This window comes from Aliidiomarina quisquiliarum, from assembly GCF_023922585.1.
GTDB classification, from domain to species: Bacteria; Pseudomonadota; Gammaproteobacteria; order Enterobacterales; family Alteromonadaceae; genus Aliidiomarina; species Aliidiomarina quisquiliarum.
The window spans coordinates 61301-74920 of record NZ_JAMFTN010000024.1; the positions used below are offsets into that span (position 1 = coordinate 61301).

General features: G+C 46.9%; 14 protein-coding genes. 8 read left to right on the top strand and 6 right to left on the bottom strand.

Going from position 1 to position 13620, the window contains the following annotated elements:
- Nucleotides 1–66 precede the first annotated feature (66 nt).
- Nucleotides 67–2184: an AAA family ATPase gene (locus tag M1L23_RS10545; RefSeq protein ID WP_252627329.1), complete on the bottom strand. Its 2118-nt coding sequence runs from the start codon at nucleotides 2182–2184 to the stop codon at nucleotides 67–69.
- Between the two features lie 146 nt (nucleotides 2185–2330).
- On the opposite strand from M1L23_RS10545, the gene M1L23_RS10550 reads away from it, so the two are divergent.
- A complete protein-coding gene (locus tag M1L23_RS10550) occupies nucleotides 2331–3473 on the top strand; it encodes a tRNA nucleotidyltransferase/poly(A) polymerase-related protein (protein WP_252627330.1) in 1143 nt (380 codons plus the stop codon).
- On the opposite strand, the gene folK is transcribed toward M1L23_RS10550, so the two are convergent.
- Together folK and folB are read right to left on the bottom strand one after the other, a co-directional pair.
- Nucleotides 3466–3996: a 2-amino-4-hydroxy-6-hydroxymethyldihydropteridine diphosphokinase gene (gene folK, locus M1L23_RS10555; protein ID WP_252627331.1), complete on the bottom strand. Its 531-nt coding sequence runs from the start codon at nucleotides 3994–3996 to the stop codon at nucleotides 3466–3468. The two genes, M1L23_RS10550 and folK, sit on opposite strands and share 8 nt — an antisense overlap.
- A gap of 3 nt (nucleotides 3997–3999) precedes the next feature.
- Nucleotides 4000–4353 carry a dihydroneopterin aldolase gene (gene folB / locus M1L23_RS10560; RefSeq protein ID WP_252627332.1) on the bottom strand — a complete coding sequence of 118 codons (354 nt, stop codon included), beginning with the start codon at nucleotides 4351–4353 and terminating at the stop codon, nucleotides 4000–4002.
- An 82-nt stretch (nucleotides 4354–4435) separates the two neighbouring features.
- Between folB and plsY the strand changes: the two genes are divergently transcribed.
- Nucleotides 4436–5020: a glycerol-3-phosphate 1-O-acyltransferase PlsY gene (plsY, locus tag M1L23_RS10565; RefSeq protein ID WP_252627333.1), complete on the top strand. Its 585-nt coding sequence runs from the start codon at nucleotides 4436–4438 to the stop codon at nucleotides 5018–5020.
- Here the strand turns inward: plsY and tsaD are convergent.
- Nucleotides 5017–6081 (bottom strand): tRNA (adenosine(37)-N6)-threonylcarbamoyltransferase complex transferase subunit TsaD, encoded by a 1065-nt coding sequence (gene tsaD / locus M1L23_RS10570; RefSeq protein WP_252627334.1) that lies wholly within the window; start codon nucleotides 6079–6081, stop codon nucleotides 5017–5019. The genes plsY and tsaD overlap by 4 nt on opposite strands.
- 98 nt (nucleotides 6082–6179) lie before the next feature.
- A complete protein-coding gene (locus M1L23_RS10575) occupies nucleotides 6180–7208 on the bottom strand; it encodes a type IV pilus twitching motility protein PilT (RefSeq protein ID WP_252627335.1) in 1029 nt (342 codons plus the stop codon).
- Nucleotides 7209–7273: 65 nt separating this feature from the next.
- Between M1L23_RS10575 and M1L23_RS10580 the strand changes: the two genes are divergently transcribed.
- The 4 genes from M1L23_RS10580 to M1L23_RS10595 are packed head-to-tail and all read left to right on the top strand — an operon-like array spanning nucleotide 7274 to nucleotide 9867.
- Nucleotides 7274–7966: a YggS family pyridoxal phosphate-dependent enzyme gene (locus M1L23_RS10580; RefSeq protein ID WP_252627336.1), complete on the top strand. Its 693-nt coding sequence runs from the start codon at nucleotides 7274–7276 to the stop codon at nucleotides 7964–7966.
- A 32-nt stretch (nucleotides 7967–7998) separates the two neighbouring features.
- On the top strand, nucleotides 7999–8832 hold the full coding sequence (gene proC, locus M1L23_RS10585) for a pyrroline-5-carboxylate reductase (RefSeq protein WP_252627337.1): 834 nt from the start codon (nucleotides 7999–8001) through the stop codon (nucleotides 8830–8832).
- Between the two features lie 12 nt (nucleotides 8833–8844).
- Nucleotides 8845–9366, top strand: coding sequence for a YggT family protein (locus M1L23_RS10590; protein WP_252627338.1), 522 nt, complete (start codon nucleotides 8845–8847; stop codon nucleotides 9364–9366).
- Between the two features lie 21 nt (nucleotides 9367–9387).
- The gene (locus M1L23_RS10595; protein WP_252627339.1) at nucleotides 9388–9867 is read left to right on the top strand and encodes a DUF4426 domain-containing protein; all 480 of its coding nucleotides are present in this window, start codon (nucleotides 9388–9390) and stop codon (nucleotides 9865–9867) included.
- A 57-nt stretch (nucleotides 9868–9924) separates the two neighbouring features.
- On the opposite strand, the gene M1L23_RS10600 is transcribed toward M1L23_RS10595, so the two are convergent.
- Nucleotides 9925–11658, bottom strand: coding sequence for a potassium/proton antiporter (locus tag M1L23_RS10600; protein WP_252627340.1), 1734 nt, complete (start codon nucleotides 11656–11658; stop codon nucleotides 9925–9927).
- Between the two features lie 172 nt (nucleotides 11659–11830).
- Between M1L23_RS10600 and rdgB the strand changes: the two genes are divergently transcribed.
- Nucleotides 11831–12445 (top strand): RdgB/HAM1 family non-canonical purine NTP pyrophosphatase, encoded by a 615-nt coding sequence (gene rdgB, locus M1L23_RS10605; RefSeq protein ID WP_252627341.1) that lies wholly within the window; start codon nucleotides 11831–11833, stop codon nucleotides 12443–12445.
- Nucleotides 12445–13620 (top strand): radical SAM family heme chaperone HemW, encoded by a 1176-nt coding sequence (gene hemW, locus M1L23_RS10610; protein ID WP_252627342.1) that lies wholly within the window; start codon nucleotides 12445–12447, stop codon nucleotides 13618–13620. The genes rdgB and hemW overlap by 1 nt, the downstream gene beginning before the upstream one ends.

The window sequence follows — 13620 nt, forward strand, 5'->3', positions numbered from 1 at the left end:
TTGATAATGGCTTCATCATCGCAAAGGTACGACCTCTTCGCAAGTCATTTTCTGTGCGCTAAATGCTTACAGGTCTTCCAATGCTTCTACTTTAAAAAGCAAATCTCCAACACTTAAAATACTATAGTTAGGCTGTATCGAAAGCACTTTCAGCGCGCCTAAGTAGTCACCTTCGTGCAAACGACTGTTGCTTAAGCCTATCCAACGCTCTGCAGGGCTCGACTGGTAAACATGCTGATCGTAACTGTGTGAAGGTATTTTTTCCCGTTGCTCTGCACTTAACGCTGCCAACGCCACCACCCCTTGAGTACCTCCTATAACTTGGCTTTCAGTTTGGTTTTGTGCTGTTGGCGACTCAATATCAAAGCTCCAGTTGCGCTTGGTTTCTACTGGTGGTGTTGCTCTGACAGCCTCTTCAAATATTGTTTGTAGCGCGTATGAAGGCTCGGGCTCATTCTCATTGGCTATAGGCTCAGAAGTGGTAATAGCGCTGCTAACTGTGGGCTCTGGGATGTTTAATAATGGCTCAGAGCGTTGTTCAGGCCAAACAAGCCTAAATTCTGGTGGCTCTAGCTGAGTTAGTGTTGCCGTTGGCGCTGTGTAGCTAATTGACTCTGTTACTGGCGAAGGCACTTGAACCGCCCGCATAGTAGGGTAATTGCTGGTTTGGTAGTCATTAAAACTCGGGCCCTGGTACTCAGTGGCAGTAGCTAAGGTGGCAAATAACCAAGCGTCGTCTTTACTTAACCCAGCAGTGACGTCTACTAGCCACTCCCGCTGCTGTTCTAACGGAGCATGCTGTAAAGAATAAGGCACTAAGGCCGCTAATCGAGTATTAACCCACTGATGCCAACTAGCTAAGGTGGCTTGGTTTAGAAATGGTGGTGGGTTAACAAACAACAACACATTGCCGTTCATTGCAGCAGTTAATTCTGCGGTGGTTAACTGCAACAAGCCAGCCGTGTCTTCTATCAGCCAACTATTTTGGTCTTTGCTACGAATAACAATGGTGGTGCCATTATGTAACTCGGCAATAACAGGAATACTAAGCCCCGCTATATCTGCTAAAGACACCTTGGCCTTTACGCACAAAAGATTATACCGCCCTAAACGTTCGCAAGGCTGTTGCCCTAAACCAAGATTCCCCAATTGCCAGCTTGCTGCTAATGCCGCCAACGACATATTCAGCGGTTGCCCTGCCAGTTGCTTGCCTTGCTCTGTCGGGGGGCTGACTATCAGTTCATCGGTTGGTATAGCAGCGGGCTTTATATAGGCTAAATACCCCTGCCAAACAACGCTGCTGGTTAAAGCAATTATACCAATAATAACCAACCACCTACCCACACTGGCGGTGGGGGTTCGCTTACTTGGCTCAGTTGCATAGGGTAAAGCCGATGTTGCCGCCATTATAATACTACGCGTTACCACCTGCTGACCTTGGCGGGCCGCTATTTGTAAGGCGCGATCACATAATAAGTTAATTAACCGCGGAGTACCTTGGGTGCTTTGCCAAATAATACCGCGTGCGGCCTTATCAAAAATTCCGGCGTTACCATTGGCCAGTTCAAGCCGGTGGTTTAAATATTGCTCCGTTTCTGCTCGGGTAAAAGGTAAAAGCTGATAGCGCGCCACAATACGCTGGGCTACCTGGCGTAACTCTTGCCGTTGTAATAATTCTCGCAATTCTGGTTGGCCAATAAGAACCACCGACAACAGTTTTTTTGAATCACTTTCTAAATTGGTTAATAACCGCAATTGTTCTAAAACCGCAGGGTATAAATGCTGAGCTTCGTCAATTAACACCACCGGGTGTTTGTCGCGCTCTACCGCTGCCATTAAGTGTTTGCTCAACACATCGGTAAGCGCTTTCAGCGAACTGTGTTCATTAACTTGGGTTATGCCAAAGCCTTCGGCAATAGCAGCCAATAGCTCCCGCTCACTTAAACGTGGGTTCAAAATAAACACCACCTCAAGCTCGTTTTCCAGTTCACTAATAATGGCCCGCGACAAAGTGGTTTTACCTGTGCCCACCTCGCCGGTTAACAGTAAAAACCCACCACTACCGGTTAGCCCGTGGCGTAAATGAGCAAGCGCCTCCTGATGCCGAGGGCCAAGAAACAAAAAGCGCGGGTCGGGCGCGATAGAAAATGGTTGTTCGGTAAAACCAAAAAACTCTTGGTACATAATAGCTAGCGCTTCCAATTTAATAAGCTGAAAAACCTGTTTTTGAACCCTATCAGTATGCTAAGAACCATGCAATGTATTGCATTTCAGCCTATTAGCAGCAATCATCTTTTATCACTCTAGCAGCTCAAGGCTATATCGGTAGTATGGAAATTTATCTGGTTGGCGGTGCCGTACGCGACGCCTTACTCAAAGTCGACTTTCATGAACGCGACTATGTGGTAGTTGGGGCCACCGCTGAAGAATTATTAGCGCAGGGATTTATTCCTGTAGGCAAAGACTTTCCAGTTTTCTTGCACCCAGAAACCCAAGAAGAATATGCCCTAGCACGAACCGAACGTAAAACTGGCCAAGGTTACACAGGGTTTGCCTGCTATGCACAGCCCGACGTAACCCTAGAACAAGACCTAGAGCGCCGCGACCTTACCATAAATGCTATTGCGCAAAGCAGTAGCGGCGAGCTGATCGACCCTTGGGGTGGTATACGCGACTTAGAATTAAAAGTGCTACGCCATGTTAGCCCAGCTTTCGCCGAAGACCCACTGCGCGTGTTACGGGCCGCCCGCTTTGCCGCTCGCTTTCACTATTTAGGGTTCTTTATAGCCGAGGAAACCTACGCCTTAATGCGCCAGCTAGTCGCCGCCGGTGAAATAAAAGCTTTAGTTGCTGAGCGGGTATGGCAAGAAACAGAAAAGGCATTACAAACCCAAACGCCTAGTGAGTATTTTCTGGTATTACATCGCTGTGGTGCACTTGGGCAATTGCTTCAGTGCAACTTACCGACAGAGGTTAACTTTCCAGCGTTAGAGCAGCTTGCTGCAACCAGCAATAATTCTATGCTACGTTACGCTGCTTGGGTGGCCGACTTGGCAACTATGCTGGCTAGCAATGAACAAGCGCTTAATTGCACCTCGGAACAACTTCGTATTCCGAATGCCTACGCCGACATGGCGCGCTTACTGTTACATACGCTAACCACCTTTGCCCAGCCACAACTAACAACCAAAGCGGTACTCGCCTTTTACCAAAGTACCGATGCGTGGCGTCGCCCCGAACGCTTTTTGCAACTAGAGGCCCTGTGCCAAGCACTAACTAGCACGCTTTCGCTAACAAACCCTCTATTCACATTAGAGCGTGTCAACAAGGTGTTCGCCCCGGTGAATGAACTACGAGAAATGAGTGTACAGGCCTATATTAAGCAAGGGCTAAAGGGCCCTGCCATTGGCCAAGCTTTACAGCAAGCACGAAGCGAAGTGCTTTTAGCCCGTTGGCAGCAACCGTTTATATAGCCTTCGACCAAGAGTAAGGAACAATGTCGATAATTCCTGTGTCATCGTTATTGGCTTTAAATTCAAACCAGTGTTGCCGATAACTTTTTCCACTTTGCGGATGCAGCATATAAGGCACTAACTCGGCCATAGGTGCTAGCACGAATGCGCTGGTTAGTAGCTCCCCACGCGGTAGCTTAGGGGTAGTAGCCGTGGCTTCCGCCACTAGGTTGTCAAATAGTAAAATATCAATGTCTATGGTTTTAGAACTAAAGCGCTCGGCACTTACCACTCGGCCTAAACGTTGTTCAACTGCTTTACACCACTGCTGTAACTCGTTTAACGGCATGGTAGTTTCTATCCAGGCTACCAAGTTATAAAAAGGAGGCCCAGCAAACCCCGCCGCTTCACTTTCATAAATATAAGACAACCGCACTTCAGTAAAATGCTCAGTAAGCGCGTCTACCGTAGCTCGAATATGAAAATCACGCTCGATATTCGAGCCAATACCAAGCCAAACTTGGTGTACCGTTAATTCTTTCACGGTTTAATAAGCCCCACGTACAATAGTTACACCAACACTAATCGCACTTGGTACAGCCGTAGGCTTTTCTACCTTCACACTAATACCTGGTACTTTAAAGGTTGTTTGTATTAATGCCGCCACCTGTTCAGCCACTTCTTCTATTAAACCCCAAGAACGCGACTGTACTAATTCAGTAACCACCGTACTTACCGCAGCATAGTTTAGTGCGTCGTCAATTGAGCCCGACTGGGCCGCCTTGCTATTGTCCCAGCGCATATTTAATTCAAGCACTAGCGGTTGGAGAATGTCTTGCTCCCAATCAAAAATACCGATAGTAGCGTCAATTTTTAAACCTACAATAGAAACCGTATCCAATTTAACCTCTCGCCCACTGTTCAGATGGCATTTCGCTGAATTTGCCTTTATGCTAATTGAAACTTTCTAAAGAATAGAAACCATGACTTCGGCTCTAGCCCTTTTAATGTTCCTTTGCGCTTATTTGTTCGGCTCTATTAGCAGTGCCGTACTTATCTGCCGCTTATTTGGCCTCGACGACCCGCGCCTACGTGGCTCTGGAAATCCTGGGGCAACGAACGTATTCCGTTTAGGCGGAGTTTTACCGGCAGCCTTAACCTTATTGTTCGACGTGCTAAAAGGCATGATTCCCGTTTGGCTCGCCTATTTTCTTGGTTTCAGCCCAATTACCCTTGGCTTTATCGCTATTGCTGCTTGCCTTGGCCACATTTACCCATTATTTTTCAAATTTCGAGGTGGCAAAGGCGTAGCCACTGCTTTAGGCGCCATGTTCCCCGTCGCATTTCCAATGGCTTTAATGCTTATTATGACTTGGGTTTTCGTATTCTGGGTTACCCGAGTTAGCTCGTTAGCGGCAATTATTACCGTTAGCCTAGCGCCCTTATATGCGTATCTAGTAAAACCTCAGTACACTATACCTGCGTGCATGTTGGCGGGTCTTATTGTGTGGCGCCATCGCACTAACATTGTTCGCCTATGGCAAGGTAAAGAAACCGGCTTTCGTTAGTACGGCAACAGACCCACCCCAGGCTCGGCCAGCTCGGTCATCGGCCAGCGTGGTCTTACCGAAATATTCTCTTTGGCGCGCTCTCCGGCTGCAAGGCGGTAAGCACCCGCAAAAGCAATCATGGCGCCGTTATCGGTACAAAACTCAGGACGGGGGTAAAACACCTCACCACCTTGCTGCTTCATGGTGGCTGCTAAGGCCTCGCGCAAGCGAATATTAGCACTTACCCCACCGGCCACAACTAAACGTTTTAAGCCTGTCTGCTTCAAGGCGCGTTGACACTTAATTACTAAGGTGTCGACCACTGCGTCTTGAAAGGCGCGGGCAATATCTGCTTGTGTTTGTTGTTCAATAACATCGAGGCCTGCTGCAATAGCAAGCGCTTGTTGTTCGGCAATAGTTGTGGCAGCGGCTGTTTTTAACCCGCTAAATGAAAAGTCTAAGCCTGGTTTTGCAGTCATAGGACGAGGAAAAGTAAAACGTTTCGCTTTACCCTGGCCAGCTAGCGCGGCTAAACGTGGCCCACCAGGATAGTCTAAACCAAGTAACTTCGCCGTTTTATCAAAAGCTTCGCCAGCTGCGTCGTCCACCGACTCGCCCAATAAAATATATTTACCTACCGCGTCAACTTGCACCAGTTGGGTGTGGCCGCCAGAAACGAGCAGGGCTAAAAAAGGCAGTTCAGGACTGTTTTCTTCCAGCATTGGCGCTAATAAATGGCCTTCCATGTGGTGCACGCCAATTGCAGGTATATTCCAACCAAAAGCTAAACTACGGCCTACACTGGCACCTACTAGCAAAGCACCAATAAGCCCTGGTCCTGCCGTGTATGCAATGCCGTCGAGTTGCTCAGGCTTAGTATTGGCCTCGTCTAGAGCTTGTTGAATAAGTGGTAATATTTTTCGCACATGATCACGTGACGCCAGTTCAGGCACCACCCCACCATAGTCAGCATGAAGTTTCACTTGGCTATAAAGCGTATGCGACAATAGCCCTGCCTCCGTGTCATAAACGGCTACACCGGTTTCGTCGCACGACGTTTCAATACCCAGAACTCGCATTATTTACTACACCTCATGAAACAACTGCTACAACTACGCCCCGTTCATTGAGGGCGCGCGTTAATAAGGGCGTAGTGTAAACGATTTTCTCTTCCGACTCACCCAACTTGCTCTAGTTTAGAACGAACCACCTGTGCTGTAACCGTTCCTGAATCAAGCAGTTTATTTAATGCTTGGTCCATGGTTTGCATACCAAGTGCTGCGCCCGTTTGAATACTAGAATACATTTGGGCAATTTTGTCTTCACGAATCAAGTTCTTAATCGCTGGTGTAGAAAGCATTATTTCATGGGCGGCAACACGGCCACCACCTTCTTTTTTCAAGAGTATTTGTGACACTACCGCCCGTAAAGACTCTGACAACATAGAACGAACCATCGACTTTTCTTCGCCTGGAAACACATCGACAATACGGTCAATCGATTTAGGTGCCGAGGTGGTATGCAAGGTAGCAAACACCAAGTGCCCTGTTTCTGCCGCGGTTAAAGCTAAACGGATGGTTTCTAAGTCGCGCATTTCCCCTACTAAAATAACATCGGGGTCTTCTCGTAACGCCGCCCGTAGCGCCGCATTAAAACTGTGGGTGTCGCGATGCACTTCACGCTGGTTAATTAAGCTTTGTTTACTTTCATGAACAAATTCTATTGGGTCTTCAATGGTTAAAATATGGTGCGGATAGGTATTATTAATATGATCAACCATAGCCGCTAAGGTTGTAGACTTACCCGAGCCGGTAGGCCCTGTCACTAAAACTAACCCGCGTGGGTAGTCTGCTATTTTCCGCAATATTTCTGGCGCATTTAAGTCTTCCAACGAAAGCACTTTACTTGGAATTGTACGAAATACTGCTGAAGGCCCGTGCCGTTGCATAAACACATTCACCCGAAAACGGGCCAACCCCTCAACACTAATCGAGAAGTCTGATTCAAGGCGCTCTTTGAAATCAGCCTGACGCTTTTCATTCATAACGCTATGTACCATGTCGAACACGTCTCGCTGCAATAACTTCTCTGTGCTAATCTTCTGAATATCACCGTCTATGCGAAGCGCTGGCGGAGTTCCAGAAGATATGTGAAGATCTGAAGCCCCTTTTTGAACACATAATTCCAGTAATTGTTGAAGTTTCATTATCTTTCTCAATTAAGTTAGTTATTTAATACACCACCGTTTAAACACCACTACAGCGGATATCTATGTTACACGCAACCATAGCAGACCAATTAATAAAAGTTCGAGCTCGAATTAAGCACGCAAGCGAAAAAGCGAACCGCTCAGCAACTAGCGTTCAGCTTGTTGCTGTCAGTAAAACCAAGCCCATTAATGACATTGCAGCAGCTTATGCTGCAGGCCAACGGCATTTTGGTGAAAACTATGTGCAAGAAGGCGTTGATAAAATTCAGTCGTTAACTCATTTAAAAGATATTAAATGGCATTTTATTGGCGAGCTGCAGTCGAATAAAACGCGCCCCGTTGCTGAACACTTCACATGGGTACAAAGCCTCGACCGACTTCGTATTGCAACGCGACTAAACAACCAAAGACCCAAACACTTACCGCCATTACAGGTGCTTATTCAGCTTAATATAGACAACGAACCCTCGAAAGCTGGTATATCATTAGCCGAATTACCTGAGTTTGTTAGCGCTGTGAATCAACTACCGCAGCTAGAATTACGGGGTTTAATGGTTATTCCTATGGCTAACCCAGCGCCTGACAAACAAGCAGTAAGCTTTCGCCATTGCCAACAAGTTTTCGAAGATTTACAGCAACAGCACGCAAGGATTGATACACTGTCATTAGGTATGAGTAATGATTTAGAAGCTGCCATTCAATATGGTTCCACCATGGTGCGGGTAGGCACCGATATATTTGGCACTCGCACATAACATACAAAATTAGCATTAAAGGTAGTACATATATGAGCAAGCAAGTAGACATTCGCACTATTGGCTTTATAGGCGCAGGCAATATGCCCCGCAGCATTATTGGTGGCATGGTACGAGGCGGCTACCCTGCCAATAAAATATGGGCTAGTAATAGAAGCAGGCCCAAACTTGACCAGTTAGCGCAAGACTTTAGTGTGCAAGTGACCCAAAACAACCATGAGTTAGTCGCTGCTTGCGACGTTATTGTAATGTCGGTAAAGCCTCAGCTTATGAAAGAAGTTTGTGCCGATTTGAAACAACATACATCCACTATAAGTAGCAAGCTTGTTACCACTATTGCCGCTGGCGTACCAATTGCAAACTATCATCAATATTTAGGCGAACAAACGCGGGTAATTCGTATTATGCCGAACACTCCGTCGTTGGTAGGTGAAGGTGTTTCGGGCTTATGTGCCGACAGCAGTGTTACAGAAGCTGACCGCAACTATATAACGCAAGTATTTAACTATGTCGGCCTAACCATTTGGCTTGAAGAAGAGTCTAGCATTGACGTACTCGGTGCCGTTGCTGGCAGCGGACCCGCATATTTTTTTGAGTTTATGAATGGTTTGCAGCAAGCCGCCGAAGCACTCGGCTTTGACGCCAAAACAGCGCGTGCCATGGTGCAGCAAACGGCGCTTGGTGCTGCTAAAATGGCCAGTGAAAGCGAACTAAGCCTGGTTGATTTACGTAAGCAAGTAACAAGTAAGGGTGGTTCTACCGCCAAAGGTATCGAGGTATACCAAGAGCGTGACCTTGATGGAATTTCAGACCAAGTGGTACGTGCTGCTGTTGCGCGCAACCAAGAAATGGCAAAACTTTTTTAGGACTAATTCATTATGAACGATGGCTTTACTTTTCTTATTTCCACAGTGTTTTCGCTATTTATCATGGCGATTATTATTCGTGTTTGGTTGCAGCTGGTTAATGCCAACTATATGTCTCCGGTGGCTTTGGCTGTTCGCAAACTAACCGACCCAGTAGTTTTGCCCTTAAGAGCCATTATTCCAAGTAGCCGCCGAATAGATTTTGCTGCAGTTACTTTAGCGGTGCTGCTAACAGCGCTGAAATTTTTCATTTTGGCCAGCATCGCTAAAATTGAAGTGCAAATTTTACCATTACTGATTTTGAGCATACACAACCTTGTTATGGAAGTGTTGCAGCTGATGTTTTGGATACTAATTATTCGCGCTATTTTAAGTTGGTTTAGCCAAGGCAATAATCCGCTTGAGTATGTATTGCATGAGTTAACAGAACCTATGTTAGCCCCGATCCGTCGCATGCTCCCGCCGCTGGGAGGGTTAGACCTTTCCGTGTTGGTTTTAATTATTCTCATTCAGTTTTTAATGCGCTTGCTTTAGCAACGCTACAAGGATTAACCCATGCGTAGCATTATTCTTACCTTATGCTTTTTAGCCTTCGCACCTTACATTATTGGCCAACAGGCTGTAGCACAACAATCGTCTGGGTTACAAGATAACAGCAGCCAGGTGCAAGGTGGGCAGTTTGAACGGTTGGCAAATTGGCACGTGCATTACAGTGCTTTTGCCAGCACTTTTTTACAGCCCGAAGTGGCTAAAGCATATAACCTTGTGCGTAGCCGCGCCCAAGGTATTGTTAGTATTTCCGTACTCGACGCAGCCACACAGCAGTCACAACGGGTTGCTGTGTCTGGTTATGCCTTGAACAGCCTTGGTCAGCGTCGCGAACTTAGTTTTCGCCGTATTTCTGAAGGCGACTCGCTTTATTACCTCACTAGCGTAAGCCACGAAAATGAAGACCGTTATCGATTTTTTATTAATTTACGCCACGGCGATATATCTGAAGAGTTACGCTTTACACATACTTTTTATCGTAACTAGCAATCTTAAAAAAGAAAGCGGCACATAGCCGCTTTCTAGCAACGCCAGCTCGGTAAGTTAGGCAACCGCTGCTTTCACCCCTACTTTCTTAATGGTGCCGTCGTCGGCCACGTCACGCGCTGTAAACATAAGCGGCCCTATTATAATATGGTCGCCCACCACTACTCGGCGGCGGAATTGATTAGAAAACAATTCGGCAATGGTTTCATCAGGCTTCGCCTGCTCTTCAGGTAATACATAGAACCCCCCCAAGTCTGCAAGAGTACTGTCGGCATTAAGCACAAAGTCGCCAAAAAAGTTTTTCTTGGTTAAGCGCTTGCCAGTACCATTTGAAGCTAAAACGTCGCTAATTCGCGGTATGTCTTCGCTGCGCGTTAATACCATCACCGTGTCGCCCACTTGCAGCTTCGGGTTCGCCACCGTACGCAACCATTCACCATTACGAACTAAGCCCATGAACTCAACGGGCTCATGAATATTTATATCGCTCCAATAATGGTCGCAGGCGGGGGTGTCGTCATCAATTTCGAAGGTGGCCACTTCAAGAATAGCGTTTTTAGTGGTAATTCGTTCTAGCGGCATGCGCGAGTCTGGCTCGGCTTCTGGCGGCACTTCTAAACCTAATTTGCGCGCAAAGGGCAAAATAGTCCAGCCTTGTACTATCAGCGACACCAATACAATAAAGAAGGCTATTTCAAAATATAGGGCTTGGTTTTCTAAGCCGGCAATCCACGGGAACAGCGCAAGTACAATAGGCACCGCACCGCGCAAGCCCACCCAAGAAATAAATATTCTATCGCGCCAGGGGAAGTGGAATGGCGCTAAACTAATGAGTACCGCCACTGGCCGTGCAACTAAAATAAGTACCGCCGCTAACATCAGCGCAGGGGCAGCAATGTCGAGCAGCTTACTTGGGGTCATAAGTAAGCCAAGCATAAGGAACATTACTATTTGGCTAAGCCAAGCTAACCCGTCGTGCACCCGTAAAATATTGATAACTTGTGGCAACTTAGGCGCATTACCAACAATATAGCCCATTAAATAAACAGCCAAGAAACCACTTCCGCCAAATTGGGCGGTTAAGCCATATACTAAAATACTAGCACCAACAGCCAACAGCGGGAAAAACGCCGCGTGTAACTGCACCATTCGGCTCACTTTAACGAACACTCGACCACCTAGGTAGCCAAGTACCGCACCTACAACTGCTTGTTGAATAAAGCTTACTAGCACCATCCACGACATACCCTGATCAGACGATGCCAATACGCTTACCAAGGTAATGGTTAACATAACCGCCATAGGGTCGTTACTACCTGATTCTATTTCGAGGGTAGCCGACACACGATCTTTAATACGTAAGCCTTGCGATTGGAAAATAGAAAACACTGCGGCAGCGTCGGTAGACCCCAAAATTGCACCAAGCAACAAGCCTTCTATCCAACTCAGGTTAAATAAGTATGCCGCGGTTAAGCCCGTTATAATACAGGTAATAATTACCCCTACCGAGGCCAATACAGCCGCCGGCCCTAATGCCACCCGAAAGCGTTCAGGCTGGGTACGTAAACCACCGTCAAATAGAATAACAATTAAAGCTACGGAGCCAATTAATAGGGCAATGTCTGGGTTGTTAAATTGAATGCCTAATAAGCCGTCTTCACCGGCAAGCATGCCAAGTAAAAGAAACACTAATAAAATGGGTGCCCCGGAGCGCACAGAAAGTTGAGTGGCGATAATACTCGCGAAGAGTAGGACCCCGGCAATAAGAATTGTGAAATTTACGGCATCCATGAATGCTAGTTGGCTCCTTTAAAGGCTAGATACAGGCTAAATGATTCCCACGCAAAGCTGACAAATAAATGACAAATCTATCATACCACAAGCTTAGCTCTGCGCTATAATGGCAAGAGTTTCTTTTTTGTTTTAAAAAAACCTTTATTAAGCAATCACTTTTGGAGTTTTCATGAGTCATAGTAACCCTGCCCTCAACCAACTTGTTCTTGCCACTGGAAACAAAGGGAAGGTTGCAGAATTACAAAATGTACTGGCTCCTTTGGGTGTTAATGTGGTTCCACAAAGCCATTTTAATGTTTCCGATGCAGATGAAACCGGCTTAACCTTTGTTGAAAACGCAATTATTAAAGCCCGCCATGCCTGTGCGGCAACGGGACTACCCGCTTTAGCCGACGACTCCGGCTTAGCTGTAAACGCACTACAAGGTGCGCCTGGCATATACTCGGCTCGTTATGCTGGTGCACAAGCGTCAGATAACGACAATGTGGTCAAATTACTTGCCGCCATGAGCAAGGTGCCTAAGGAGCAACGCGGGGCTGCCTTCCATTGCGTGTTGGTTTACATGAAACATGCCAACGACCCAACCCCACTTATAGCCCATGGCATTTGGCACGGTGAAATTGCCCCTGCCGCCTTTGGTGCTGGTGGCTTTGGCTACGACCCAGTATTCTTGGTACCTGAGCGTAACTGCACCGCTGCCGAGTTAACCGCCGCTGATAAATTCGAGCTTAGCCACCGAGGCCAAGCATTACGGCTGTTACTTGAACAGTTAAAGGCGCAATAATGGTAACCACAACGAGTGCTCAAGCTAAATCACACAACTTGGAATTGCCGCCCTTAAGCCTGTATGTACACATTCCATGGTGTGTGCAGAAATGCCCCTACTGCGATTTTAATTCCCATGCTCAGCCCAACGTTATTCCTGAAGAAGTTTATATAAACTGCTTACTCGATGATTTACGCGCTGATCTGCATTACGTTCAGGGCCGCTCGTTATGCTCAATCTTTATCGGTGGCGGCACCCCAAGTTTATTTTCCGCTACAGGCATTGCTCGCCTCCTTAAAGGTATAGAGCAGTTGATTCCGTTTGATAAAAATATCGAAGTAACCTTGGAAGCAAACCCTGGCACCTTTGAAATGGAACGCTTTAGTGGTTTTGTTACTGCAGGTGTTAACCGGCTATCGATTGGTATTCAAAGCTTACATTCACAACATTTACAGTCGCTAGGTCGTATTCACAGCCCTGGCCAAGCACAAGAAGCCGCCGCCCATGCTGCTAGCTTGCCGCTAACCAGTTTTAACCTTGATCTGATGCATGGCTTGCCGAATCAAACCAGTGCCGAAGCTTTACTCGACTTAGACGGCGTTATCGCGCTAGGTGCCCCACATATATCTTGGTACCAGCTCACCATAGAGCCCAATACTCTGTTTGCCAGCAAGCCACCTATTTTGCCCGACGACGACAGCCTTTGGGACATATATGAACAAGGGCACGCTAAATTAACAGCAGCCGGCTACGAGCAGTATGAAGTGAGCGCTTATGGCAAACCTGGCCACCGTGGCAATCACAATCTTAACTATTGGCGCTTCGGCGACTACCTCGGAATAGGCTGCGGTGCCCATGGGAAAATTACTCAAGCGGGTAAAATTATCCGTACAGAAAAAGTAAAACACCCGCGAGGTTACATGGATCTGACACGTCTATTTTTAAATAAAGCCTGGGAAGTAAAAGCAGATGAACGCATGTTCGAGTATTTTATGAACCGTTTGCGGCTTCTTGAAGACATTCCTAAAAGTGAATTTAGCGCCCGTACTGGCCTAGCTATTGAACAGGCGGAAGCCAAACTCGCCCCTGCGATTACGGCAGGGCTGATAGAAAGTGATCAGCAAAACTGGCGCACCACGCCAAAAGGCCGGTTATACTTAAACCAAGTACTGACCGACCTAATGGACGAGTGA

Excerpts from the sequence above, each read along its gene's own strand:
- M1L23_RS10600 (WP_252627340.1), bottom strand. The coding sequence starts at position 11,658 with ATGGATGCCGTAAATTTCACAATTCTTATTGCCGGGGTCCTACTCTTC.
- M1L23_RS10575 (WP_252627335.1), bottom strand. The coding sequence starts at position 7,208 with ATGAAACTTCAACAATTACTGGAATTATGTGTTCAAAAAGGGGCTTCA.
- proC (WP_252627337.1), top strand. The coding sequence starts at position 7,999 with ATGAGCAAGCAAGTAGACATTCGCACTATTGGCTTTATAGGCGCAGGC.
- M1L23_RS10580 (WP_252627336.1), top strand. The coding sequence starts at position 7,274 with ATGTTACACGCAACCATAGCAGACCAATTAATAAAAGTTCGAGCTCGA.
- M1L23_RS10590 (WP_252627338.1), top strand. The coding sequence starts at position 8,845 with ATGAACGATGGCTTTACTTTTCTTATTTCCACAGTGTTTTCGCTATTT.
- M1L23_RS10550 (WP_252627330.1), top strand. The coding sequence starts at position 2,331 with ATGGAAATTTATCTGGTTGGCGGTGCCGTACGCGACGCCTTACTCAAA.
- hemW (WP_252627342.1), top strand. The coding sequence starts at position 12,445 with ATGGTAACCACAACGAGTGCTCAAGCTAAATCACACAACTTGGAATTG.
- plsY (WP_252627333.1), top strand. The coding sequence starts at position 4,436 with ATGACTTCGGCTCTAGCCCTTTTAATGTTCCTTTGCGCTTATTTGTTC.
- M1L23_RS10545 (WP_252627329.1), bottom strand. The coding sequence starts at position 2,184 with ATGTACCAAGAGTTTTTTGGTTTTACCGAACAACCATTTTCTATCGCG.
- tsaD (WP_252627334.1), bottom strand. The coding sequence starts at position 6,081 with ATGCGAGTTCTGGGTATTGAAACGTCGTGCGACGAAACCGGTGTAGCC.
- M1L23_RS10595 (WP_252627339.1), top strand. The coding sequence starts at position 9,388 with ATGCGTAGCATTATTCTTACCTTATGCTTTTTAGCCTTCGCACCTTAC.
- rdgB (WP_252627341.1), top strand. The coding sequence starts at position 11,831 with ATGAGTCATAGTAACCCTGCCCTCAACCAACTTGTTCTTGCCACTGGA.